This window comes from Janthinobacterium sp. GW458P, assembly GCF_002127585.1.
GTDB lineage: Bacteria > Pseudomonadota > Gammaproteobacteria > Burkholderiales > Burkholderiaceae_D > Janthinobacterium.
Window position 1 is genome coordinate 39723 of the sequence record NZ_NEGZ01000014.1, and the last position, 23654, is coordinate 63376.

Sequence of the window (23654 nt, forward strand, 5' to 3'; positions counted from 1 at the left end):
AACGCTTGCCAGTCCGGGATCAAGCCGGGCTCCGGCCAGCCCGTCATGCGCTTGCCGCGGCGCAGCTTTAATGCAAATACACCCCTTCGATGCGCGCCAGCTGGCCGTTGTGCCGCATGGCCAGCAGGGCCGCATTCATCTTGTCGATGAAATCGGTCTTGTAGGCGGGCGTATTGCGCGCGCTGTAGGCGATATGCGTGGTTTCGGACGACAATTCCAGCACTTCGCGCAGTTCAAAGCCGTAGCCGGCCAGCTCGCCGTGCAACTGGCGCGCCGTGTGGCGTGCCGCGCCGCGGTCGCTGGCGTAGCAATCGATGCGCCGCAAGGCCAGTTTTTTCAGGTTGGCCTCGTTCCCCTTGGCCGCCTCCAGGCGCAGCACGCCCTGGCGCGCCGGCGCCATCAGTTTTTCCGACAGCAGAAAACCCGTGTTGACGCCGATGGTCAGGCCGGCAAAGTCGGTCGGGAAGTGCGTGCGCTGCGTGCGCATGACGGCGTCATGGCAGAACAGCACCACCGATTCGCGGTACAGCGTGGCGGAATACGGTCGTACGTACGGCCGTTCCGTCTTGCGTCCGGGCGGAAACAGGCCGAATACCTGGCCTTTTTCCAGCGCATCGAGGCCCCGTTTCCAGGGCCGCGGCTGCAATTCCAGCCGGTAATCGGGCATGCTGGTAGCCGCCAGGCGCAGGATATCGACGTACATGCCCTTGAACACGCCATTTTCCACGTAGCTGTACGGAGCGTAATCGTCGTCGCCGTACAGGATGACGGTTTGCGGCGCGCCCAGGGCGGGCGGCAATATGCCCAGCAGCGCCACGGTGAGCCACAGTCTTGCCGTTATTGCTGATTGCATGCCGCTCCAGATTCAATGTCTTCCTGGCAAGCATACAGCATGGCGCCGCGACTAGTCGATCCAGTTCACTTGTGGAAACTTGCTGCCGAAATCCTCCGGCATGGGCACGACCTGGCTGCGCTTGTAGTTGAAGAAGACAAAGCCGGACTTGGCCATGGCGATCAGGGTGTTGTCGCGCGGACGCGTGATGCGGAAGGTGATGTCGCCGCCATACTTGTTGAAATCCATGACGCCCACTTCGAACAGCAACTGGTCGCGCGCATGGGCTTCGGCGCGGTAGGTGGTGGCCAGGTCGGTGACGATGATGCCGGTGCCGTCCGCCTCGATGTCGCGCACGCCATATTCGAACAGGAAGCGGGCGCGCGCCTCGGAAATCATGGAAATCATGGAATCGTTGCCGAGATGGTTGCCGGCGTTGATGTCCGTCGTGCGTACCGTCAGTTGCGAGGAATAGCAGTACTGGTCTTCGGGAAATTCAAGTGTCAAACGGGCCATGGTGTTCTCTTGAGCTGGTGCGCAGGGCGCGGCGGAAAAAACCAATTCTAGCCGGTTCCCCGCGCCCCGTCGAAAAAGGCCCCAGCCGCGCGCGGCCATGACTGTTTACGCATGCTTATTTGCGTACCTGTTTGCATACCTGTTTGCATACCTTATTTGCGCACGATCCGGTACACCTTGCCCGTGCCGCTCAACATGTACAGCTCGTTCTGTGCATCTTGCCCGAAGGACAGGATATTGCCCACGTTGGTAATGCCCCAGTCCGTCACGGCGGATGCCGCGCCATTGCTATAAGTGAAGCTTTTCAGCCAGCCGCTGCAGTAGTCGGAATACAGGTAGTGCCCCGCCAGTTCCGGCAGCGCCGTGCCGCGGTACACATAGCCGCCCGTGATCGAGCAGCCGCCGGCCGTGTCGTGGCCGTATTCGATGGCGGGCAGCACCAGCGCCGCCTGGTTGCAGCTGCTGCTGTTGTAACAATGCAACCCTTCCATGATGTTCCAGCCATAGTTGTTGCCCGCCTGTCCGGCGGGACGCACGTCGACTTCTTCCCAGTTGGCCTGGCCCACGTCGGCGATGTACAGCAGCTGGGCCGGCACGTCGAAGGCGTAGCGCCACGGATTGCGCAAGCCGTAGGCCCAGATTTCCCCGCGCCCGCCCGCCGTGCCGGCAAAGGGATTGCCAGAGGGAATGGCATACGGCTGGGCCACGGTGCTGGCGTTGACGTCCAGGCGCAGCAGTTTGCCCAGCAGCACGTTCGTGTTTTGCGCATTGCCGGGCGGGTCGCCGCCACTGCCGCCATCGCCCGTGCCCGCGTACAGGTAGCCGTCCGGGCCAAAGCTGAGCAGGCCGCCATAGTGGTTGCTGAACGTGGGGTGGGGGATGGTAATGATGGTCAGCGCGGACAGGGGATCGGCCACGTTGGCGTTGCCGGCTGACACTTGCCGCCGCTCGATGACGATATCGCCGGCCAGGTTGGTGTAATAGATGAAGAAATAGCCGTTGCTGGCGTACTGCGGATGGAAGGCCAGCGACAGCAGGCCCCGTTCGCCGCTGGTGGTGGTGAGCGTGCTGATGTCGAGGAAGGGCGTGGGCAGCACGCTGCCGTTCTGCAGCACGCGGATGCGGCCGGGGCGCTCGAGAATGAAAAGGCGGCTGTCGCCGGGCGGCGCCGTGAGGAAGATGGGCGCGTCCAGCCCGCTCGCCACTTCCTGCAGGGCCAGGGCCAGCGGCGCCGTGGCCGCATAGCTGACGCTGGCGCTGGCCGTGGCTCCCGTATTCACCTGCACCTGCTGCGTGACGGGCGTGGGCGCCAGGGTTCCCGTGCCCTGCGCCACGCTGGCGGCGCTGACGGTGTAGGCGCCGGGCGCCAGGCTGGTGAGCGTGGCGGTGGCCGTCAGCGTCGTGCTGTACGACGCGGGCCCCGTGACCGTGACGGCGCCCGCCACGCCGGCCGGCAAGCCGCCGATGCTGACCGTCAGGCTGCCCGTGGTGGCGCCGGGCGCCGGGTGGTCCTGGCCGCCGCCACAGGCGGCAAGCAGGGCCAGGCAGCATGCCAGCAGCAGGGCCAGCCAGGGCCGGGGAGATCGGCAAGGAAAGCGGGACGAGATATGGCGCATGGCAGTCTCCTGCGGGAACGATGCAACGGCGGCTCAACAAACAATGGGCTTGTGCCAAGAATGCGCGTCTGTGTGCAGGCAAGTTTGAGCTGGCGCAAACGGACATCGCACTGGCGCCAGCATACGCCTCGCGCCTGCCGTTTTTCCGTGCGCTGCTGCACCGTGCGGCGGCATCGGACAAATGCGCCGCGTTTTCAGACAAGCGCAAGGCCAGCTACGCCGCTGTGCCCGCCTGCGCCTGATAATGGCGCATCTGAAACCGAGCAGGAAGAATCCCCATGAAAACCAAAGCAGCAATTGCCTGGAAGGCGGGCGCGCCCTTGACCATCGAAGAAGTCGACCTGGCCGGCCCGCGCGCCGGCGAAGTGCTGGTCGAGCTGAAAGCGACGGGCATTTGCCATACCGATTACTACACCCTGTCCGGCGCCGATCCGGAAGGCATCTTCCCTGCCATCCTCGGCCATGAAGGCGCCGGCGTCGTCGTCGACGTGGGGCCGGGCGTGACGACCCTGAAAAAGGATGACCACGTCATTCCCCTGTACACGCCGGAATGCCGCCAGTGCAAATTCTGCCTGTCGCAAAAGACGAACCTGTGCCAGGCCATCCGCTCGACGCAGGGCCGCGGCCTGATGCCGGACGCCACCTCGCGCTTCTCCCTGAACGGCCAGCCGCTGTACCACTACATGGGCACGTCCACCTTTTCCAATTACATCGTCGTGCCGGAAATCGCGCTGGCAAAGATCCGCGCGGACGCGCCGTTCGACAAGGTCTGCTACATCGGCTGCGGCGTGACGACGGGCGTGGGCGCCGTGCTGTTCTCGGCCAAGGTCGAGGCGGGCGCCAACGTGGCCGTGTTCGGCCTGGGCGGCATCGGCCTGAACGTGATCCAGGCGGCGAAGATGGTCGGCGCCGATAAAATCATCGGCGTCGACATCAACCCGGCGCGCCAGGAAATCGCGCGCAAGTTCGGCATGACGCATTTCATCAACCCGAACGAGGTGGACAACGTCGTCGACGCCATCGTGCAGCTGACGGACGGCGGCGCCGATTATTCGTTCGAATGCGTGGGCAACACCACGTTGATGCGCCAGGCGCTCGAGTGCACGCACAAGGGCTGGGGCAAATCGTTCATCATCGGCGTGGCGGCGGCCGGCCAGGAAATTTCCACGCGTCCATTCCAGCTGGTGACGGGGCGCGAATGGCGCGGCTCGGCCTTCGGCGGCGCGCGCGGCCGCACGGACGTGCCGAAGATTGTCGACTGGTATATGGAAGGCAAGCTCAATATTGACGATCTGATCACGCACCGCTTGCCGCTGGAACGCATCAACGAAGGCTTCGACCTGATGAAGAGCGGTGAGTCGATCCGTTCCGTCGTGTTGTACTAATCTTATCGGATGTCCTCATTGCGCAACACTTGACGGACGGGGCACGGCGGCAGGCTGTACTTCGCTGCCCGCCCCTGCTAGTGTGAAGGCATCACCGCCTTGCTTTGGGAGCCGTTCATGTTTGCCACTGCCTATCTCGCCACCTTGCGCCGCATGCTGCCCGTCTTTATCGGCGCGGCCCTGTCCTCCCTGTTGGCCTTGTGGTGGAGCAATGCCGCCATCCTGGCCACGCCCGCCATCTGGCTGGGGCTGCTGGCCACGTATCTGCTGTGCGCGCTGATGTTTACGCCGCTGCAAGGACGGCGCCAGCAGCTGGCCACGCGCCACGTGCGCAGCAACAAGTCGCGCTGAGTCTCGCGCACCGTCGCTGCGCCTAGCGCGCCGTGCTGGAAAAGCGCTCGCGGTAGTCGCGCGGCGTGATGGCAAGTTTCTTCTGAAACAGGCGGCGCAGCCTTTCCTCGCTGTGCAGGCCTGCCTGCGCGGCCACTTGTTTTAAGGAAGACACATTGTCTTCCAGCAAGCGCCGCGCCACTTCGAAGCGGGCCGTTTCGATGAATTCCGTGGGGCTGGTGCCTGTTTCACGCTGGAACACGCGCGTAAAATTGCGCTCGCTCATGGCCAGCCTGGCCGCCAGCAGCGGCACCGTGAGCTCGTCGGCAAGATGTTCGATGATCCAGCCCTGTAATTGCCGGATGGTCGGGTGCGTCGTCATCTGGCTCGACAGGTGCACGGAAAACTGCGACTGGCCGCCGGGCCGCTTCAGATACACGACCAGGTCGCGCGCCACTTCGAGCGCGATATCGCGGCTGAAATCGTCTTCCACCAGGGCCAGCGCCAGGTCGATGCCGGCCGTCACGCCGGCCGACGTCCAGAATTTGCCTTCCCGCACGAAAATGGCATCGGCATTGACCTGTATCAAGGGGTAGCGCTGGCGCAGGCTGTCCACGGCGCTCCAGTGCGTGGCCGCGCTCTTGCCGTCGAGCACGCCCGCCTCGGCCAGGAAGAAGCAAGCCGTGCACAGGGCCGCCAGCGCAGTGATGCGGGGCGCCGCCTCGGCCACCCAGGCGGCGAGGGCGGGGATGTCCTGCAAGACTTGCTCGACGTGGTGGCAGCCGACGATGACGGCCAGGTCCGGCAAGCGGCTGGCGTCGAGCGCCTTGCTGGCGTGCAGCGACATCAGGGTGTCGGACTCGACCGGCCCGACGGCCGTCGAGGCGATGCGCACGTCGTAACCGCCAGGCAGATTGCGCAGGCGCAAATGCGTATTGGCGTAATCAAACACTTTCATGGCGCCGATGGCTTCGAGGGCCTTGAAGCCGGGATAGACGATGATGTCGACGGTGCGCAGGGGAAATTCCTTGGGGCTTTGCTTGATCATGCGATATGCGCGAGGGTGACAAATACTGCCATAATGCAACAACAGCGAGGGCGTAGATTAGCATGGAATAAGCCACGCGCCCGCTGGTTTCCCATTCATCAGATTCCTGGATATCGTGCGCTTACTTCCCTTTTTTGCCACCCTGACACTATTGTTGTACTCAACTATTGCCCAGGCTGCCACGCTCAACTTCAATGGCGGCGCCGTCAGCGGCTGCAGCCTGAGCACGGATGGCTTGCAATACACGTGCCCCTCGCTGGCGCTGGACTCTACCGACGTCATCGTCATCGGCAGCGCGTATGGCGTGACGGTCAACAGTTCGCTGGCGATGAGCTATAACCAGGGCTTGACGATGAGCGGCAACGCCGCGCTGACCGTCAGGGGCAATCTCGATATCAAGGACATCAAGCCGTCGAATCTGAAGGTGACAGGGGGCAGCCTGAGCGCCGAAGGCGGCACCTTCCTCATGGGCGCGCAGGAACAGACCGTCACGGCGAATATTGCCGCCACCACCATCAAGATGGGCTCGAACAACGTCACGGTGACGGGCAAGATCAGCGCCAAGGGCCCGGTGGAAATCGCCTCCGGTTCGGTCATCAACGGGCCGATCAGCGGCACCATCGTCAATATCCTGGCCGCCAGCACCCGCATCCAGGGCGATATCACGGCCAGCGTTTCGCTGACCATCGGTTCGGGCAGCCAGGTGACGGGCGACCTGAAATCGCCGACCATCGACCTGAAGGCGTCCGGCCTGCTCGTCATCGGCGACGTGGACGCGAGCAATTCCTTGTCGATCGCCTCGGGCAATGGCATCAGGGGCAATGTGGATGCCGGCGAGGTCACCCTCGACTCGTCCAACGCCTATATCACGGGCAACGCCAAGGTTGACCACATCACCCTGGGCTGGCAGGGCCGGGTGCAGCAAACCATCACCTGCAAGGCCTATACGCCATCGAACCCGTGCAGCTGCGTGACGAACAACAGCGGCTGGGCCTTCAATGAACCGATGGGGCCGAAATGCGGCCCCGGCACGCAGGCCGCTCCCCACCACTTCCAGATCGACCATCCGGGCAATGCGCTGACGTGCGCGCCGCAGACGGTGACGGTGACGGCATGCGCGGATGCCGCCTGCAGCACCAGGTACACGGGCGGCGCGAATGTCACCGTCAGTCCCGGCGGCACGGCGACGCTGATCGACAGCAGCGGCGTGGCGACGGCCAGCGTGCGCCAGTACACGGCCGGCAGCGCCACCCTGAGCCTGGCGAGCGTGCCCGGCGCCAAGGAAGCGCTCGTGTGCAAGCGCGCTTCGGACGCCAGCAGCAGCTGCAACATGGCTTTTGCGGCAACAGGATTGACGGTCATTCCCGTCAATCATGTTTCTGCCACTCAACAGTCGTTCAGCATCAGCGCCGTGCAGGGCGCCCCCAGCCAGACCCCGCAAGCGTGCGTGCCCCTGTTTAAGAATACCAGCAAGGATTTGACCCTCAGTTGCAGCTATGGCAATCCCGCCAGCGGCACCTTGCCCGTCTTCATCAAAGGCACGGGCCCCTTCATCGCCTTGGCCGCGGATAACAGCAGTGCTTGCAGTCTCCTGGGGAAGACTGTCAACCTGGCGTTCGACAACGCTGGCGTTGCCACGGCCATCATGTCGTATGCGGACGTGGGCAAGCTGAATATGACGGCCACCTATACGGGGTCGGCCGCTAGCGGCGACGCCGGCTTGAGGATGACGGGCAACGCCGAAGTCACCGTCGTGCCGGCCGCGTTCAGCGTCCCCGTCATTGCCAGTCCCCAGCGCGCGGGCGCGCCGGTGACGGTCAGCATGAGCGCGCTCAATAGCGCGGGCGCCGTGACGCCGAACTTCGGCAATGAAAAGCCGGCAGAAACGGCGCTGCCTTCGCTGGCCAGCCTGGTCAGGCCGACGGCGAGCGAGATCCCCAAGCCCGCCAAGCCTGCCCTGCAAGGTGGCGTGGTCTTCGCCAATGGTAGCGTTGCCAGCAGTGACATGAACTGGCCGGAAGTGGGAACCATCACCATCGCCTTCAATCTGGCCAACCGCAAGGGCTACCTGGATGCCAACCTTGCCGCGCCGGCCCCGAGCGTGAGCAAGCCGGTGCAGTTTATCCCGCATCACTTCATCACGGAGCTGATCAAAAAGGGCGACGGTGATGCGCCGGCCGCGCTCAACGGCATCGCCACGCCGTGCGCCGCGCCGCTCACCTGCGCCGACGATGGGGCGACAGGCCGCTACGCGTATGCGGGGCAGGCGATAGGCGTGCGCGTGACGGCGCGCGCCCTGGGCGGGACGACGACGCAAAATTATGACGAGCTCAATCCGAGCGTCCTGGCGCCCGTGCTGCTCGACGGCTGGGATGCGGCCACGGGCACGATTGCTTTTCCACCGAGCACTTCTGATGGCAGCAGCCGGCTCACCGACGGCAAGAAGGCGCAAGCCACCATCACCGGCGTGGCGCCCGCGACATTCACCCTGGGCGTCGCCTCGCCCATGGTCGCCTACCGCTTTCCGGGCAAGCCGGGCGCGCCGCTGGCGCCCACCGGCGTGCGCTTGCGCGCCAGCAGCACATATCTCGGCAGCGTCGTCGTCAGCTCGACCTCTGCATTGGTACAGAACGAGGCGCGGCTGACCGTGCTGTCGGGGCAATGGCAGGTTGCCCACGGTTATGGTTCCGAGTTGTTGCCCGTCAAACTGGCCGTGCAAGTGCAGTATTGGAATGGAACGAAATGGGTGACGAATTTGCTCGACAGCATCAGCGCATTCAACAAGTCGGACGTGGTGCTGGCCAACTGCAAGAAACCGCTGGACTGCGCTGCGCTGGCTGTGGATGACCGGACCTACGCCGTCGCCCAAGGCGTGTTGCCGCAGTTCAATCGCCTGACTCTGCTGGCGCCCGGAACCGGCAAGTCTGGCCGCGTGGACGTTTCCGTGGGCAATCATCCTTACCTGGGCAGCACGGTCGGCGTCGTCGTCTTTGGCATCCTCAGAGCGGGCCCCGTGATTTATCTGCGCGAGATGTATTGAGGCAGGGCAAAGGCGGGTGCACGCAGGCAGCGTGAAAAACCAGTAACATGCCTGGCTGTGGCATTCCCCCAACCTCAGACTGGAGTTTTCTATGAGCACAACTTCGCAGTGGATCGATATTGCCGGCCCGGACGGCAGCTTCCAGGCTTACCTGGCCGTGCCGCACGTGGGCAAGGGCCCCGCCATCGTCCTGTTGCAGGAAATTTTCGGCGTCAACGAGCATATCCGCGCCGTGGCCGACCAGTACGCGGCCGACGGCTACGTGGTGCTGGTGCCGGACCTGTTCTGGCGCGCCGGCGCGCACATTGAACTGGGCTATGACGGGGACGGCTGGAAGCGCGCCGTCGAACTGATGCAGGCCACCGACAATCCGCATGCGGACAGCGATATCGCCGCCACCGTCGCCGTCCTGCGCGCCCGCCCTGAAGTGACGGGCAAGCTGGCCTCGGTCGGCTACTGCTTCGGCGGCCGCCTGTCGTACCAAACGGCCGCGGCCGGCCTGGTCGACGCCGCCATCGCCTATTACGGCGGCGGCATCCAGAACAAGCTGGACCTGGCCGACAAGATCCAGGTGCCGCTGCTCATGCATTTCGGCGGCCAGGACAGCCATATTCCGCCGCAAGCCGTGCAAAAGATCGCCGAGCGCTTCGAAGACCGGCAAGACGTGGAAATCCATATCTACCCGGGCGCCGAGCACGGTTTCAACTGCACCCACCGCGACAGCTACCAGCAGCGTGCCGCCGCGCACGCGCATGGCAATTCCTTGATTTTCCTGGCAGAAAATCTGTAAGGCTTGCGCCGAAAACAGGATCGCCGGCCTTGCGCGCCGAGCAGCAAAGGCGCATGGGCGCTAAAATAGCGGCTGTGCCGGGCAACTCCGGCCGGCCGGGCGCGGCGCCCGGCAAACCTGGATGAGGAACCGAATTAAAGATGGCCCAAGTAATTGTTTCTGTAACATTGGCGGCAAGCGCCGAACGCGTGTGGGATTTTATCGGCGGCTTCCAGTCGTTGGCTGAATGGTCGAGCTCGATCAAGACCAGCCTGTCCGAACACGGCGGCCGCGTGCGCCGCCTGAAAACCACGGACGGCGCCGTCATCGCCGAGCGCCTGCAAAGCTACAGCGAAGCGGACAAGAGCTACAGCTATACCATCGTCTCGGGGCCTATCCCCGTCAGGAATTACCGCTCCACCCTGTGCGTCACGGGCGAACCGGGCGGCGCTTCCTGCGTGGCGCAATGGTCGAGCGAGTTCGACGCGGCCGAAGGCGTGGAAGAGGTCATGGTGGGCGCGTTCCAGCACCTGTACGAGACCGCATTCGTCGACCTGAAACGCATCATGGCGATTTGAATGAAAAACACCGGCACAGGCCGGTGTTTTTTTTATGCGTAGACAGTTTTAGCGTTTCACCTTGCCGAACGCCTCGCCCTTGTTCCACGTCGGCAAGTTCTTGTCGTTTGCCACTTCGTAGCCGAGGTTCAGGGTGAATTGCGCCTGCTGCACCATGCCCGACAAGTCCCACGACGGGTGGTATTCATCGGTGACCTGGTGGTAATCCTTTTTGAACGCCACCAGGCGCTCGCCGGAGGCTTTCGGCGCCTGGACGAAGTCGAAGGAGCCGTCGCCGGAAAACACGGCCGAACCCACGTTGAAGGCGGGTACGCCGGCCTTGGCAAAGGCAAAATGGTCGGCCCGGTAAAAGGCGCCGGACAGGTCGGGAATGGTGGGCGCGAGGCGCAGGCCCATGCGCTTGGCCACCCGCGCGGCGCTTGCGTACAGGCTGCTGCGCTCGGCGCCGGCCACGCCGATGTCGCGCGTCTTGCCGACGAAATTCATGCTGTCGAGGTTCAGGTCGGCGGCCGTCTTGGCCAGCGGCCACAGGGGCGCGCGCGTGTAGGCCGTGCTGCCCAGCATGCCCGTTTCCTCGCCGGCCGGCCACAGGAAGATCTGCGTGCGGCGCGCCGGTTGTTTTACCGCAACCTGCGCCATGGCCAGCAGGGCCGCCGCGCCCGAGGCGTTGTCGATGGCGCCGTTGTAGATGTGGTCGCTCTGGCCGGCGCGGGCGCTGCCTTCGTCATCCTTGCCCAGGTGGTCCCAGTGCGCCGAGTAAATCACGGCTTCGTCCTTCAGTTTCGGATCCGTGCCCGGCACGATGCCGGCCACGTTGAATTGCTCGATGCTGCGGATCTGGCTGTTCAATGCCACCTTGACCGTCGCGTTCAGGGCCACGGGACGGAATGCGCGCGTTTCGGCCTGCGCGCGCAGGGCGTCGAGGTCTTGTCCGGCTTGCTGGAACAGCGCGCGCGCCATGTCTTCCTGCAGCCAGCCTTCCATCGCATTGCCCGCGCCGGCCAGGCTGAAGCGCTCGTGGCCGAAACCGTTGGCCGGCACCGACCATGGGTAGGAGGCCGATTCCGTCGTGTGGATCAGCAAGACGCCGGCCGCGCCCTGGCGCAGCGCTTCCTCGTACTTGTAGACCCAGCGGCCGTAATAGGTCAGCGACTTGCCGGCGAAACGGTTTGGCTCGGCTGCGGTCGGCTGCGGGTCGTTGACCATCATGATGACGAGCTTGCCCTTCAGATCGACACCCTTGAAATCGTCCCAGTTTTCTTCCGGGGCGCGGATGCCGTAGCCGGCAAACACGAGGGGCGCGTCGAACGCCACTTTTTCCTGGCCATTGGCCGCGCCAAAGACGATGTCCTTGCCGAAGGCGGGAGACAAGGTCTTGCCGCCCGCGCTGAAGGTGACTTTGCTCGATGGCAAGGCCTTGCTGCCGACGATGGTCAGCGCCTGGCGGTAGCTGCCATCCTGCAACGGCTGCAGGCCGGCCACGGCCGCCTGGGTTTCCAGGTAGCGCACGGCCAGGTCGCCGCCGCGCTGGCCCGTGCCGCGTCCTTCCAGTAAATCGTCGGCCAGGAAGGACAGATGGGCGCGCAGGGGCGCTTCGGCAACGAGCGCTTGGGCGAAGGCGGTAGTACTGAACAGGCTGGCCGCGAGGACGAGGGGAAAACGCATGGCAACTCCAAAAGTGAATACGGGAAAGCAAAGCAGCGGCAATCTTACTCTACCGCAATGCTCCAGCGTAGCGCGCGGCATGCGCGCGCCATTGCGGCCACAATGGCCGCTGGCCCGCCGACCAGGAGCGTTCCATGACTAGCCGCCGACTTGCAATCGAGTAACACCTTGCGTACCGCCGACGCTACCTTGGTCTGCTACAAGGACAGGCGCAGCGGCGCGCCCGTCGTCTTCAGCCACGGCTGGCCCCTGTCGTCCGACGCCTGGGAAGAGCAGATGTTTTACCTGGCTTCGCACGGCCTGGCGACGACGCACAGGGACCGCCTGAACGAAGACTTGCTGGAGTTCCTGCGCCACTCGGTCGATGCGGCAAGCAATATCGAAGCGCACCTGTAAAACAGCCGAATCTATTGTAAAACATATAATATTGCTTGGTTTTTGCACCAATTGCGTGCGGATCGCCGATTTTTCTGCGTTGTCGATGGCAAAAAACGGCGTTCTGCGGCCTGTGTCCACCCGGTATGGTCCAGTAAAGAGTAAACTAGCAGATACACTCTTTCGCATTGGGCGATTCGAGCGAACTTGTGAGTGATTTCATGTCTGATACACCAATTTCCTTATTTTCCGACCTTAACCTGAGCGAGCCGCTGGTTCGCGCGCTCAAGGATGTCGGTTACGAAACACCGTCGCCTATCCAGGCGGCCACGATTCCATTATTGCTCGCCAACCGCGACGTGCTGGGACAGGCGCAAACAGGCACGGGCAAGACCGCCGCCTTCGCCTTGCCTATCCTGTCGCGCATTGATCTGAAACAAAGCTCACCCCAAGCCCTGGTCCTGGCACCGACGCGCGAACTGGCCATCCAGGTCGCCGAAGCGTTCCAGGTGTATGCCGCCCACATTCCCGGCTTCCATGTGCTGCCGATCTACGGCGGCCAAAGCTACGGCCCGCAGCTGTCGGCCCTGCGCCGCGGCGTGCACGTCGTCGTCGGCACCCCTGGCCGCGTCATCGATCACCTGGACAAGGGCTCGCTCGACCTGTCCAAGCTGAAGACGCTGGTGCTCGACGAAGCCGATGAAATGCTGCGCATGGGCTTTATCGACGACGTCGAACGTATCTTGAAAGAAACCCCGGACGGCCATCAAACGGCCCTGTTCTCGGCCACGATGCCTTCCGTCATCAAGCGCATCGCCACCACCTACCTGGTGAACCCGGCCGAAGTGACCGTGGCCGCCAAGACGGGCACGGCCGACAACATCCGCCAGCGCTACTGGCTCGTGTCGGGCATGCACAAGCTCGACGCGCTGACGCGCATCCTGGAAGCGGAAGCGTTTGACGGCATGATCATCTTCGCCCGCACCAAGCTGGGCACGGAAGAGCTGGCCAGCAAGCTGCAGGCACGCGGTTTCTCGGCGGCCGCCATCAATGGCGACATCCAGCAGGCGCAGCGCGAGCGTACCATCCAGCAATTAAAGGACGGCAAGATCGACATCCTCGTGGCAACCGACGTGGCCGCCCGCGGCCTGGACGTCGAGCGCATCAGCCACGTCGTCAACTATGACGTGCCGCACGATCCGGAAAGCTATACCCACCGCATCGGCCGCACGGGCCGCGCCGGCCGCAGCGGCGAAGCGATTTTGTTCATCACCCCGCGTGAAAAGAACTTGTTGAAAGCCATTGAGCGCTCGACCCGCCAGCCGATCGGCATGCTGGAACTGCCGACGATACAGGCCGTCAACGACGTGCGCATCGCCAAGTTCAAGGAACAGATCAGCGAAACCCTGGCCCTGGGCGAACTGGAACAGTTCCAGTCGCTGATCGAGGATTTTGAACGCGAACAGAACATTCCCGCCATCGAAATCGCCGCCGCGCTGGCGAAGATGGCGCGTGGCAATGTGCCTTTGTTGCTGGACAAGAACAAGGCGCGCGAGCAAGCCACGTGGCAGGATGACCGTCCCGTGCGCCAGGACCGCTTCGACCGCCCTGAGCGCAACGAGCGTTTCGACCGCGGCGACCGCTTCGAGCGCAGCGAGCGCCCGGCCTTCCCGAAGAAGGAACGCATCCAGCGCCCGGCCGACGCCGGCATGCAGACGTTCCGTATTGAGGTAGGTCATCAACATGGCGTAAAACCGGGCAATATCGTGGGCGCCATCGCCAACGAAGCGGGCATCGATTCGAAAAACATCGGCCGCATCGAAATCTATGATGACTACAGCGTCCTGGACTTGCCGGACAGCATGCCGAAAGAATTGCTGGACCAGCTGAAAACCGTGTGGGTGGCGGGCCAGCAGCTGCGCATCAGCCGTGACGGCGACGCGCCGGACCTGGCGCCGCCAGCCGCGCCGCGCAAGCCGTTTGCCGCCAAGTCCGCGCCAGCGTTCAAGGATGCACCAGCGGACGCGGGCGACGCTGCGCCTGCGCCGCGCGCGCCGAAGAAGGAGCGCCCACGCCCGGGCGTGACGGCTTACCGCATCGAAGTGGGCCGTGAGCACGCCGTGACGCCAAGCAACATCGTCGGCGCCATTGCCAACGAAGCGAACCTGGAAGCCAAGCATATCGGCCGCATCGATATCTTTGACAACTACAGCGTGCTGGACTTGCCGGAAGGAATGCCGCCGGAAATCCTCGACCACCTGAAATCGGTCGTGGTCTCGGGCCAGAAACTGCGCATCAGCCTCGATGACGGCACGACGGAGCGCAAGCCTGCGCCACCGCGTCCGAAGTCGCCGCGCAAAACGTTCAAGTAAGCCATCCCCACGGGCGCTGCGGCGCCTGTGTCGCGGATTGGAGACATATCTCCCCACTGGCGCATTCGCGCCAGTTTTTATTTTCCCTCAAGAAATGAACATGGTTGCCGCGCTATGGTTGCAGGCAGGCGTAGCCACGCGCCGGCCTGTATTGCGTCCGCTGCGCGTCTTTTAATCGGCGCAAGCGCCATGTTTATTGCCCGCCACATCGATACATAATTTTTTATTAATTATTGCGCATGTGCGCAATTTGAATTTTGCATTTCAATAAAATCAATCAAGTTGAGTCAAAGTAAATCATAAAACATAAATGAATTGATTTTTATTATATTGTTTGACTGGCGTCATTGTCGCCGGGGCGATATCTCGTGGGTGCTTGATGTGGTATATTGTTTTTATGTTTTTGTTATGCTAGTTGAAAAAAATAGAGGAGCGACGATGCGGGTCAACACGCCTATCACGCAAAATGAATACGTATTAAATGACGGCATGACGATTGTTTCCACCACGGATTTACAGGGAAACATCAATTACGCCAATCAGTATTTCATTGAAGTCAGCGGCTTTTCAGAAATGGAACTGCTGGGAGCGCCACAGAATATCCTGCGGCATCCCGATATGCCGGCCGAAGCGTTTGCCGACCTGTGGGACACCATCAAGACGGGCATGCCGTGGACGGGCATGGTCAAGAACCGCTGCAAGAACGGCGACTTTTACTGGGTCTTCGCCAATATCACGCCCGTCATCGAAAACGGCCGCCCGATCGGCTATATGTCCGTGCGCACCAAGCCCACGCGCGAGCAGGTCAACGAAGCGGCAGCCCTGTATAAAAGTTTTAAAGACGGCAATAGCGCCAGGCTGGCGATCCGCAATGGCCGCGTCGTGCGCCAGGGCTGGGCCGCCAGGCTGGCCGAGTGGCGCAAGCTGAGCCTGTCGCAGGACATCGCCCTGCATTGCGCCGTCTTCGGCGTGGTGCTGGCCATCCTCGGCTGCGCCGTGTGGAGTATCGACGGTGAGACAAGCACGGCCACGCGCAGCTGGCTCAGCGGCGCTGCCGCCGCCGCCGTGGCGCTGATGCTGTATTTCTGGGTCCATCTGCACAACTCTCTCGTCGCGCCGCTGGGCGACGCCATCACGGCGGCGCGCAAGATGGCAGGCGGCGATTTGACGGGCGTCATCGACAAGGTGCGTGATGATGACATGGGTCAATTGATGGCGGCCTTGCGCCAGACGAATATCAACCTGCACAGCATTATCGGCGACGTGCGCGCCAATTTCGAGGATATCCGCATTACCACGGCGGAAATTGCCACGGGGAATATGGACTTGTCCAGCCGGACGGAATCGCAGGCATCCAGCCTGGAGCAGACGGCGGCCAGCATGGAAGAACTGACGTCGACCGTGCAGAACAGCGCCGATCACGTGTCCACGGCCAACGACCTGGCGGCGCAGGCGTCGACCATCGCGGCCAAGGGCGGCACCATCGTCAGCGAAGTGGTCACCACGATGGACGAAATCAGCACCTCGTCGCGCAAGATTCTCGACATTATCGGCCTGATCGACGGCATCGCCTTCCAGACCAACATCCTGGCCTTGAACGCGGCCGTGGAAGCGGCGCGCGCGGGCGAGCACGGCCGCGGCTTCGCCGTCGTGGCGGGCGAAGTGCGGAGCCTGGCGCAACGCTCGGCGACGGCGGCCAAGGAAGTCAAGCAGCTGATCGACCATTCGATCGCCACCGTGAATGCGGGCAGCGTGCTGACCAGCAATGCGGGCGCCACCATGACGGAAGTGATCGCCTCCGTGGCCCGCGTGACGGAAGTGATGGACGAGATTTCCTCGACCACGCGCGAGCAGAACCAGGGCATCGGGCAAGTCAACCAGGCTGTCATCCACATGGATGGCATCACGCAGCAGAATGCGGCGCTGGTGGAGCAGGCCGCCGCCGCCGCCACCAATCTGGCGCAGCGCACCGACAGCGTGGCCAAGTCGATCGGCATCTTCAAATTGAAGGCCTCGCCCAAGCGCAAGGTGGCCGGCGCGGGGCGCGGCGCGGGCGCGGGCGTGGCGTCGCGGGCCTTGCTGAAGGCGCGCCAACCCGGTTAGTGCCGGGGGCAGTCACTGCGTGAGCGGAATGCTTCCCATTGGGAGCATTCCCCCCAGTTTGCTTTTGGGGTACTTTTACTGCTTCACCCGATACACTTCCCCGCTGCGCACCTTCTTCACCACGCCGTCCCCGCCAAACAGAATCACATATTCGCCCTGCGCGCCCGCGGCGGCCGGGTAGCTGTACATCCACACTTCCTTGCCGCTGTCGAAGCGGATGGCCGTGCTGTCGCCCAGTGCGGCGCGCACCTGTTCGCGCGTGCTGCTGCCCGGCCGCACCACCTGTTCCAGGGTGGCGTAAGGCACGTTCTTGCTTGCCTGCAAGGCGCGCGTGCCGGAGCAGGCGGCCAGCAGCGCCAGCATGGCGATCAGCAGCCATTTCATGGCGCCACCTCGTCCATGTAGTCAAATTCCAGCAGGGTGTCGTCGGGCCAGCTGGCATCCCACAGGGGCGCGTAATACGTGCGGTCGAGCAAGACCTGGCAATCGCAATACGGCAGCGAGGCGGGCGTTTGCTCGCCGCCCGCATACAGCATGGCGAACGGCAGGGCCAGGCGGCGTTCGCCATGCACGAGGGTGACGCCGAACAGGGGCCGCTCCGTGAAGAACAGATAATTGCCGTCCGGCTCGGAACACACTTTGTCGGTGCTGTAGAGCATGCTCGACAGCCAGGCGATGATTTGCGGGTCGTTCGAGATCAGGCCGGAATCCATGCCGGCGCGGCATTCCAGGCGCAGGTCGCCCAGGCGCCGCGTGCCGGGCGGCAAGCCGGGCGTGATGACCTGCGCGCGCCAGCTCATGGTGGAAGCCCTGCGGTTGGCGAGCAGCACGGCGTCTTCGCGCGCCGCCTGCGCATTGCGCACGGGGGCAAAGCTGTTGTCCTCTGCCAAGGGGAGCGGGATGCTGACGGTATCGCCGGCGATGCGCAGCTGCACGCCCGTCATGTCCACGCCGGGCTGGCGCGGCAGCAAACGAAAGCGCAGCACGGCCTGCGGCGCCAGTGCATGGTCGCGCTCGAAGCGCTCCACGCCCTGCAGCATCTTGCGGTAGGATTTGTCGACGGGGTCGCGCGTGGCGTCCACTTTTACTTGCGGCACGGGCGCGGTTTGCGCCAGTGCAACAGCGCTGGACAGTGGACCAGCGAGCAAGCCAGCGAGCAGCAAGGAGAGAGGAGTGCGCATGGCTTGATGCTACGCCTTTTTGCGCGGCAGCCACGCACGGATGGGTATTTCAGTATTCGCTATATTTGCGCGCGTCGCCGCGCACCTGCTGCGCCGGGTATTTCTGCGCATTCAGTGCCATTTTTTCCAGCACGGCCGCGTGCAGGTCAACGCCGCTCTTGTCGGCCAGGCGTACCAGATACATCAGTACGTCGGCCAGTTCGTGGCGGATGCCCGTGCGCTTGGCTTCGTCCAGCTCGGCGTCCGCGCCCGTGGGCAGCCACTGGTAATGCTCCGCCAGTTCCGCCACTTCCACGGACAGGGCCATGGCCAGGTTTTTCGGCGTGTGGAACTGGTCCCAGTCGCGCACGGCGGCAAAGGCGCGCAGGCGCGCGCGGATGTCGAGCAGGCTGTCGGCGGGCGCGCTCATGCGGCCGCCCGCAGCGGCTTTTCCATGAAGACACTGAACGGATCGTCGCGATACTCGCCGTACGGCCCGCGCCGCTGGTAGCCTTGGCGCGCGTACAGGGCGATGGCCTCGGGCTGGTGGATGCCCGTTTCCAGGGTCAGCAAGCGGCAGCCGCGCGCCAGCGCCTGCTCTTCCAGCAGGGCCAGCAGGCGCCTGGCCAGGCCCAGGCCGCGGCTGTCCGGGTGCACGTACATGCGCTTGACCTCGCCGAAATCGGGCGTGACGACGATGGCGCCGCAGGCGCGCGCCGCGCCCTCTGGATCGCGGGCGACGGCGAACAGCAGGGTGTCCGGCGGCAGGGACGCCAGGTCCAGCGAATAGACGCACTCGGCCGGATACAGGGTTTGTTGATATGCATCAAGCTCGGCGATCAAGGCTTGCACGTCGGCTTGCCGCGGCGATTCCAGGTGAATTTGCATGGTGGAAAGTACGTTGACTGAGATGCCCCCATGGTATCACTGCGGCCGCGCCAGGCGCATGCTCAGGCCGATGGGCGACATCACAAACCCCATCAATTCCTGCGCCTCGCCGCCGTCCGGCGTATCGACGCCGGCGAGGTCGAAGCTGCCCAGCAGCATGGCCATGGCGATCTTGATTTCCAACAAGGCCAGGTAGCGGCCCGGGCAGGTGCGCAAGCCGGCGCCGAAGGGCATGGCGGCGCGCTTGTCGTTGACTTCCTCGCTATCGGCCAGCCAGCGCTCGGGCTTGAACGCCTGCGCGTCGGGAAAGTGGCTATCGGACACCGTGTCGTGGCGCATCACGCACCACACGAGGGTGCCGGCCGGCACGGCGATGTCGCCGATGACCGTGTCGCGCAGCGCCTCGACGGGCAGGAAGGGCGCCACGGGTTTTAAACGCATGGCCTCGCTGGCGCAGGCGCCCAGGTAGTCGAGGCTGTCCATCTGCTCGATCGTGAAGGCGCCCACGTCGGGCGCCAGGCGCCGCACTTCCTCGCGCGCCCGCGCCAGGGTGTGCGGGTTGCGTTGCAGCAAATAAATCATCCACGACAGCGTGTTGGCCGTCGTGTCTTCGCCCGCCAGCAGCATGGTCAGCACATTGCCCGCGACATTGCGGTCGCTCACGCCGCTGCCTTCCAGGTCGGCGGCGGCGATCATGGCCTCGAGCAGGTTGGGCGGGCGCGCGCGGCGCGCCGGATCGTGCGCCATGCGCGCGCGCGCCTGCTGCACCAGGCCGGCCACGGCGGCGGAGAGGGCCGCCACGTCGCGGTCCAGGCGGCGGTCGATGGGCAGCTTGACGTAGCGCCAGTACGGGAACATGGACAGGCTGCGCCGCGCCACGGCGGGCAGGATGTCGTCCATGTGGCGCTGGATCACGTCCTCGCCCGATTCGAGCGTATTGACTTCCGTGCCGAAGGCCAGGCCGGCGATGATGTCGACCGTGTAGCGCTTCAGGTCGCCGTCGAGGTCGATCGCCTGGCCTTGCGTGGCGGCAAGATGCCAGCGCCGCTGCAGGCGCTGGGCCACCGTCACCAGCGCGGGGAAATAGGCCTTGATGGCGCCGGGCGCCATGCCGGCCATGACCATGCGGCGCTGGTTGCGCCACTCCGTGCCTTCGGCCAGGAACAGGCCGGGGATGCCGCCCATTTCCTCGGACACGATGGAGCTGCTGAGCGGACGCCGGAAACCGTCGGGGCGGTCGCGCAGCACGGCGGACACGGCCTCGCTGTCGGCCACCACCAGCACCAGCGTGCGGCCGAACCAGGCGCGCAGGTAGGGGCCGTAGCGCCGCACCCACTGTTCCACGTCGCGGTGGATGCGCGTGAGCTTGATCTGCAGGCTGTTGCCGACGATGGGCAGGGCGAATGGCCCCGGCAGGCGGCGGATCTGGCGCAAGGGCCGCGCGATGGCGGGGGGGGCGGCGGGCGCGGCGGCATGGTCGAGTGGCGGCATGAACATCTCCTGACGATACGGTGAAAGTACGAGGATGGCTTGCAAGATTTGCTTGCAATTATAGTCATACTTTACGCGATTGCGGACCGCCTGTATTGAACGAATACGACATCGCGCGGCATGCGCAATTGCCGGTACAATCGTCGCCATGCCTGCCGCCCCTCTGCCCCTGACCCGTTTGATCGCGCCGCGCGCCGCGCTCGCTTCCTGCGTGCGCGCCATCCTCGTGCGCGACACCACGGGCTGCGCGCTCCTGCCGCCGGCCCAGCGCCTGAACCGTTTTCCCGCCGCGCCCATGTGCAGCATCATCTGGACCGTCGCCGGCGACGTGGAAGCGGCCGGGCCGGGCCTGTCGCTGCCGGACGTGCGCATGCCGCCCGCGCTGTTCGGCGGCCCCCGCTCGTATCCGCTGGTCAGCTACAACCCCGGTCCCGTGCACTCGTTTGTCGTGATGTTTTATCCGGCCGCCCTGCATGCCTTGACGGGCGTATCGATGGATGCCTTGCTGGACCGGTTCCGCCCGCTCGACGCCGTGTTTGGCACGGACTGGCTGGCCCTGTCCGACGCCGTGCTGGCCGCGCCCGACGATGCCGCCCGCGTCAGCCTGGTGGAAGACTTTCTCGCGCCGCGCTGGCTGGCGGCGCGCAAGGGCAGCGACCATCCTGCCGGCGCCGTGCAGGACTGGGTGCGCCGCCTGGGCGTGCAGGCCGCATCGACGGGGCTGGCCAGCAGCGTGCGCCATATCGAGCGCCGCATCAAGGCCTGGGCCGGCCAGCCCATGCGCACCTTGCGCCGCATGCGCCGCGCGGAACAGCTGTTCCTCGACGAGCGCGGCGCCATCCTGCAGGGCGCGGTGTCATGGTCCGATATCGCCGCCAGCGGCGGTTACGCCGACCAGGCGCATTTCTGCCGCGAGACGCGCGAAATCACGGGCTTGAGCCCCACCGAGCTGGCGCGCGCCATCCGCGACGATGAAAGCTACTGGGTCTACCGGATATGGGCGTAGTGAATGCCTGACCAAACCTGCTGCGCGTCGGTATAGGCGGCCTGCGATGCTCACCGTACTACAGTACGGTTGCGCTTCTTGGCCACCTCTCCCTTCCGCCCGCTACGGTTTTGTCAGGCATCGGGACGCTGAGTAATGCTATTTTTTTCTTGAAATACCACGCCTTTTGCCAAAGTGACTTCATGGTGCCCCGCGCCGGGCGCCAGCATGGGGAAGCAGTTTTCCGCGCCGTGCACGCGCACGTCAAGGAAGTAGGGGCCGCTCGATGCCAGGCAGTCCGCCAGCGCTGCGTCGAGTTCCTCGCGCCGGGAGACCGTGCGCGCCTGCCAGCCGAACGCGCGCGCCAGGGCGACGAAATCGGGCAGCGCTTCGGTGTAGCTGTGGCTGTAGCGCCCGCCGTGTATCAGTTCCTGCCACTGGCGCACCATGCCCATGTAGCCATTGTTCGACAACACCACCTTGACGGGCAGACGGTGCTGCACGGCCGTGGCCAGTTCCTGGATATTCATCAGGATCGAGGCGTCGCCGCTGACGCACACCACGCATTTTTCGGGGTGGGCGATCTGCGCGCCTATGGCGGCCGGCAAGCCATAGCCCATGGTGCCGGCGCCGCCCGAGGTCAGCCAGCGGCGCGGCTGCTCGAAGCGCAGATGCTGCGCCGCCCACATCTGGTGCTGGCCCACGTCGGTGGAGACGAGGGCGTCGCCGCTGTCCATGCTGTCGAGCGCCGCCTGCAGGCGCCGCATCAGCGCCTGCGGCGCGATGACGTCCGGCGTATCGTCGAACGCCAGCGAGTCCTGCGCGCGCCAGCCGTCGATGCGCCGCCACCACGGCTGGCGGTCCGCCAGCAACCGCCCGCGCAGCTGCGCCAGCAACGCGGCCAGCACGGGCGCGCAGTCGCCGCGCAGGGCCACGTCGGCGCGCACCACCTTGCCGATGGACGCCGGGTCGATATCGATGTGGATGACCTTTGCGCCAGGACAAAAGGCGTCCAGCCGCCCCGTCACCCGGTCGTCGAAGCGGGCGCCGACGCAAATGACCAGGTCGGCATGGTGCATGGCCAGGTTCGCCTCCAGCGTGCCGTGCATGCCCAGCATGCCGAGGAAGGCCGGGTGCGAGGCGGGAAAGGCGCCCAGGCCCAATAAGGTCAGGGTGCACGGCGCGGCCGCCAGTTTCACCAGTTGTTGAAACGCGGCGCAGGCCTCCGGGCCGGAATTGACGAGGCCGCCGCCGCCATAGAACACGGGCCGGCGGGCGGCGGCGATCAGGCTGGCGGCCTGTTCGAGATCGGAGGCTGCCGGCGGCGGCAGCGGGGCCGGGGCGCAAGGGGCAGGCACCGTTGTTGCCTGCACCGGCGCCAGCTGCAGATCCTTGGGAAAGTCGACCAGCACGGGGCCGGGCCGGCCTTGCGTGGCTTGCGCGTACGCTTCGCGCACGACGTCGGCCGTTTCGTCGGCCGCGCGGATTTGCCGGTTCCACTTGGTGACGGGGCGCGAAATGCCCAGCGCGTCGCATTCCTGGAAGGCGTCGGTGCCGATGCTGGTGGTGGCCACCTGGCCGCTGATGCAGATGACGGGGATCGAATCGCACAGGGCGTCGAGCAAGCCCGTGGTGGTGTTGCTCATGCCGGGGCCGGACGTGACGAAGACGACGCCGGGCCGGCCCGTGCTGCGCGCATAGCCTTCGGCCGCGTGCACGGCCGCCTGTTCGTGGCGCACGAGAATATGGCGCAGCCGGGGCTGGGCGTGCAGCGCATCGTACAGGGGCAGCACGGCGCCGCCCGGGTAGCCGAAGACGGTGTCGACGCCGAGCGCCAGCAGGGTGTCGATCAGGGTGCTGGCGCCGTTGTGGGAGGCGTGCGCGAGGAGGGGAGCGGGATCGGGTTTCATGGCCTTATTTTCTGCCTGATGCGGCAGAAAAGGCTGCTGGTTTTCTCGTATAGAATGCATTATTGAGCAAAATTTGCTGCAAAATAGTGAAAGAACAGAATGAAGCTGGATAAATTCGACCTCGCCATCCTGGCGGCCCTGCAGCAGGATGCCCGCATCAGCCTGCACGAGCTGAGCGCCAAGGTGGGCCTGACCTCGTCGCCGTGCTGGGCGCGCATCAAGCGCATGGAGGACGATGGCGTCATCGAGGGTTATACGGTGAACGTCAACGCGGCCAAGGTGGGGCTGGCCGATACCGTCATCGTGCAAGTCACGCTGGACGACCATTCCGACCAGGCCCTGTTCGAGTTCGGCCACGCGCTGGCCATGATCCCGGAAGTGCTGGAAGCGTTTCTCGTCTCGGGCGACTACGATTACTACCTGCGCATTGCCGTCAGCGACACGCGCGACTACGAACGCCTGCTGCGCGAGCGCCTGTATAAAATTCCCGGCATCCGCCACAGCAAATCGAGCTTTGTGTTGCGCCAGCTTAAGCAGAGTTACCTGCCTTTGCAGCGTTGACTTTGTTACCCTTGCCCGGCACGGCGGGAG

21 protein-coding genes are annotated in these 23654 nt (G+C 64.5%); 10 read left to right on the forward strand and 11 right to left on the reverse strand.

All coding sequences use genetic code 11. The features are described 5' to 3' along the window. Window positions 1-67: 67 nt before the first annotated feature. The 3 genes from CBW50_RS10820 to CBW50_RS10830 form a co-directional block, all read right to left on the reverse strand. Window positions 68-853 carry an ABC transporter substrate-binding protein gene (locus tag CBW50_RS10820; protein WP_086145544.1) on the reverse strand — a complete coding sequence of 262 codons (786 nt, stop codon included), beginning with the start codon at window positions 851-853 and terminating at the stop codon, window positions 68-70. A 51-nt stretch (window positions 854-904) separates the two neighbouring features. Further along, window positions 905-1348 carry a thioesterase family protein gene (locus CBW50_RS10825; protein WP_086145545.1) on the reverse strand — a complete coding sequence of 148 codons (444 nt, stop codon included), beginning with the start codon at window positions 1346-1348 and terminating at the stop codon, window positions 905-907. Between the two features lie 152 nt (window positions 1349-1500). Next, window positions 1501-2964 carry a sorbosone dehydrogenase family protein gene (locus tag CBW50_RS10830; protein WP_086145546.1) on the reverse strand — a complete coding sequence of 488 codons (1464 nt, stop codon included), beginning with the start codon at window positions 2962-2964 and terminating at the stop codon, window positions 1501-1503. 278 nt (window positions 2965-3242) lie between these two features. On the opposite strand from CBW50_RS10830, the gene CBW50_RS10840 reads away from it, so the two are divergent. Together CBW50_RS10840 and CBW50_RS10845 are read left to right on the forward strand one after the other, a co-directional pair. Continuing rightward, entirely contained in the window at window positions 3243-4349 is a 1107-nt protein-coding gene (locus CBW50_RS10840) for an S-(hydroxymethyl)glutathione dehydrogenase/class III alcohol dehydrogenase (RefSeq protein WP_086145548.1), read from the forward strand. Between the two features lie 117 nt (window positions 4350-4466). Then, window positions 4467-4700, forward strand: a complete 234-nt coding sequence (locus CBW50_RS10845) for a hypothetical protein (protein WP_086145549.1) — start codon at window positions 4467-4469, stop codon at window positions 4698-4700. Window positions 4701-4722: 22 nt separating this feature from the next. Here CBW50_RS10845 and CBW50_RS10850 read toward each other — a convergent pair whose 3' ends face one another. Beyond that, window positions 4723-5727, reverse strand: a complete 1005-nt coding sequence (locus CBW50_RS10850) for a GlxA family transcriptional regulator (protein WP_086145550.1) — start codon at window positions 5725-5727, stop codon at window positions 4723-4725. Window positions 5728-5842: 115 nt separating this feature from the next. Here CBW50_RS10850 and CBW50_RS10855 point away from each other — a divergent pair, with 115 nt between their 5' ends. The 3 genes from CBW50_RS10855 (at window position 5843) to CBW50_RS10865 (ending at window position 10114) form a co-directional block, all read left to right on the forward strand. Continuing rightward, the gene (locus CBW50_RS10855; RefSeq protein ID WP_139842473.1) at window positions 5843-8767 is read left to right on the forward strand and encodes a DUF6701 domain-containing protein; all 2925 of its coding nucleotides are present in this window, start codon (window positions 5843-5845) and stop codon (window positions 8765-8767) included. A 91-nt stretch (window positions 8768-8858) separates the two neighbouring features. Continuing rightward, on the forward strand, window positions 8859-9557 hold the full coding sequence (locus tag CBW50_RS10860; protein ID WP_086145552.1) for a dienelactone hydrolase family protein: 699 nt from the start codon (window positions 8859-8861) through the stop codon (window positions 9555-9557). A gap of 140 nt (window positions 9558-9697) precedes the next feature. Further along, window positions 9698-10114: an SRPBCC family protein gene (locus CBW50_RS10865; protein ID WP_086145553.1), complete on the forward strand. Its 417-nt coding sequence runs from the start codon at window positions 9698-9700 to the stop codon at window positions 10112-10114. Between the two features lie 48 nt (window positions 10115-10162). Here CBW50_RS10865 and CBW50_RS10870 read toward each other — a convergent pair whose 3' ends face one another. Continuing rightward, window positions 10163-11779 carry a M28 family peptidase gene (locus CBW50_RS10870; RefSeq protein WP_086145554.1) on the reverse strand — a complete coding sequence of 539 codons (1617 nt, stop codon included), beginning with the start codon at window positions 11777-11779 and terminating at the stop codon, window positions 10163-10165. 150 nt (window positions 11780-11929) lie between these two features. Here CBW50_RS10870 and CBW50_RS29740 point away from each other — a divergent pair, with 150 nt between their 5' ends. From CBW50_RS29740 to CBW50_RS10885, 3 genes are all read left to right on the forward strand, one after another. Next, window positions 11930-12175: an alpha/beta fold hydrolase gene (locus tag CBW50_RS29740; protein ID WP_193068925.1), complete on the forward strand. Its 246-nt coding sequence runs from the start codon at window positions 11930-11932 to the stop codon at window positions 12173-12175. Between the two features lie 200 nt (window positions 12176-12375). Continuing rightward, window positions 12376-14526, forward strand: a complete 2151-nt coding sequence (locus CBW50_RS10880; RefSeq protein ID WP_086145613.1) for a DEAD/DEAH box helicase — start codon at window positions 12376-12378, stop codon at window positions 14524-14526. Window positions 14527-14964: 438 nt separating this feature from the next. Further along, entirely contained in the window at window positions 14965-16629 is a 1665-nt protein-coding gene (locus CBW50_RS10885; protein ID WP_086145556.1) for a PAS domain-containing methyl-accepting chemotaxis protein, read from the forward strand. 75 nt (window positions 16630-16704) lie between these two features. Here the strand turns inward: CBW50_RS10885 and CBW50_RS10890 are convergent, their stop codons facing one another. From CBW50_RS10890 to CBW50_RS10910, 5 genes are read right to left on the reverse strand one after another with little or no spacing between them, the layout of a single operon-like run. After that, window positions 16705-17013 carry an outer membrane protein assembly factor BamE gene (locus tag CBW50_RS10890; protein WP_086145557.1) on the reverse strand — a complete coding sequence of 103 codons (309 nt, stop codon included), beginning with the start codon at window positions 17011-17013 and terminating at the stop codon, window positions 16705-16707. Then, window positions 17010-17810: a hypothetical protein gene (locus CBW50_RS10895; RefSeq protein ID WP_086145558.1), complete on the reverse strand. Its 801-nt coding sequence runs from the start codon at window positions 17808-17810 to the stop codon at window positions 17010-17012. The genes CBW50_RS10890 and CBW50_RS10895 overlap by 4 nt, the downstream gene beginning before the upstream one ends. A gap of 49 nt (window positions 17811-17859) precedes the next feature. After that, window positions 17860-18219 carry a nucleotide pyrophosphohydrolase gene (locus CBW50_RS10900; protein WP_086145559.1) on the reverse strand — a complete coding sequence of 120 codons (360 nt, stop codon included), beginning with the start codon at window positions 18217-18219 and terminating at the stop codon, window positions 17860-17862. Further along, complete coding sequence (locus CBW50_RS10905; RefSeq protein WP_086145560.1) at window positions 18216-18677, reverse strand: GNAT family N-acetyltransferase; 462 nt, start codon at window positions 18675-18677, stop codon at window positions 18216-18218. Before CBW50_RS10905 ends, CBW50_RS10900 begins: the two co-directional genes overlap by 4 nt. A gap of 36 nt (window positions 18678-18713) precedes the next feature. Beyond that, window positions 18714-20168, reverse strand: a complete 1455-nt coding sequence (locus tag CBW50_RS10910) for a cytochrome P450 (RefSeq protein WP_086145614.1) — start codon at window positions 20166-20168, stop codon at window positions 18714-18716. Between the two features lie 148 nt (window positions 20169-20316). Between CBW50_RS10910 and CBW50_RS10915 the strand changes: the two genes are divergently transcribed. Beyond that, window positions 20317-21174: a helix-turn-helix domain-containing protein gene (locus tag CBW50_RS10915; RefSeq protein WP_226936314.1), complete on the forward strand. Its 858-nt coding sequence runs from the start codon at window positions 20317-20319 to the stop codon at window positions 21172-21174. A gap of 113 nt (window positions 21175-21287) precedes the next feature. On the opposite strand, the gene ilvB is transcribed toward CBW50_RS10915, so the two are convergent. Beyond that, window positions 21288-23063, reverse strand: a complete 1776-nt coding sequence (ilvB, locus tag CBW50_RS10920) for a biosynthetic-type acetolactate synthase large subunit (protein WP_086145561.1) — start codon at window positions 23061-23063, stop codon at window positions 21288-21290. A 99-nt stretch (window positions 23064-23162) separates the two neighbouring features. Between ilvB and CBW50_RS10925 the strand changes: the two genes are divergently transcribed. After that, a complete protein-coding gene (locus CBW50_RS10925; protein ID WP_086145562.1) occupies window positions 23163-23624 on the forward strand; it encodes an Lrp/AsnC family transcriptional regulator in 462 nt (153 codons plus the stop codon). Window positions 23625-23654: the final 30 nt, after the last annotated feature.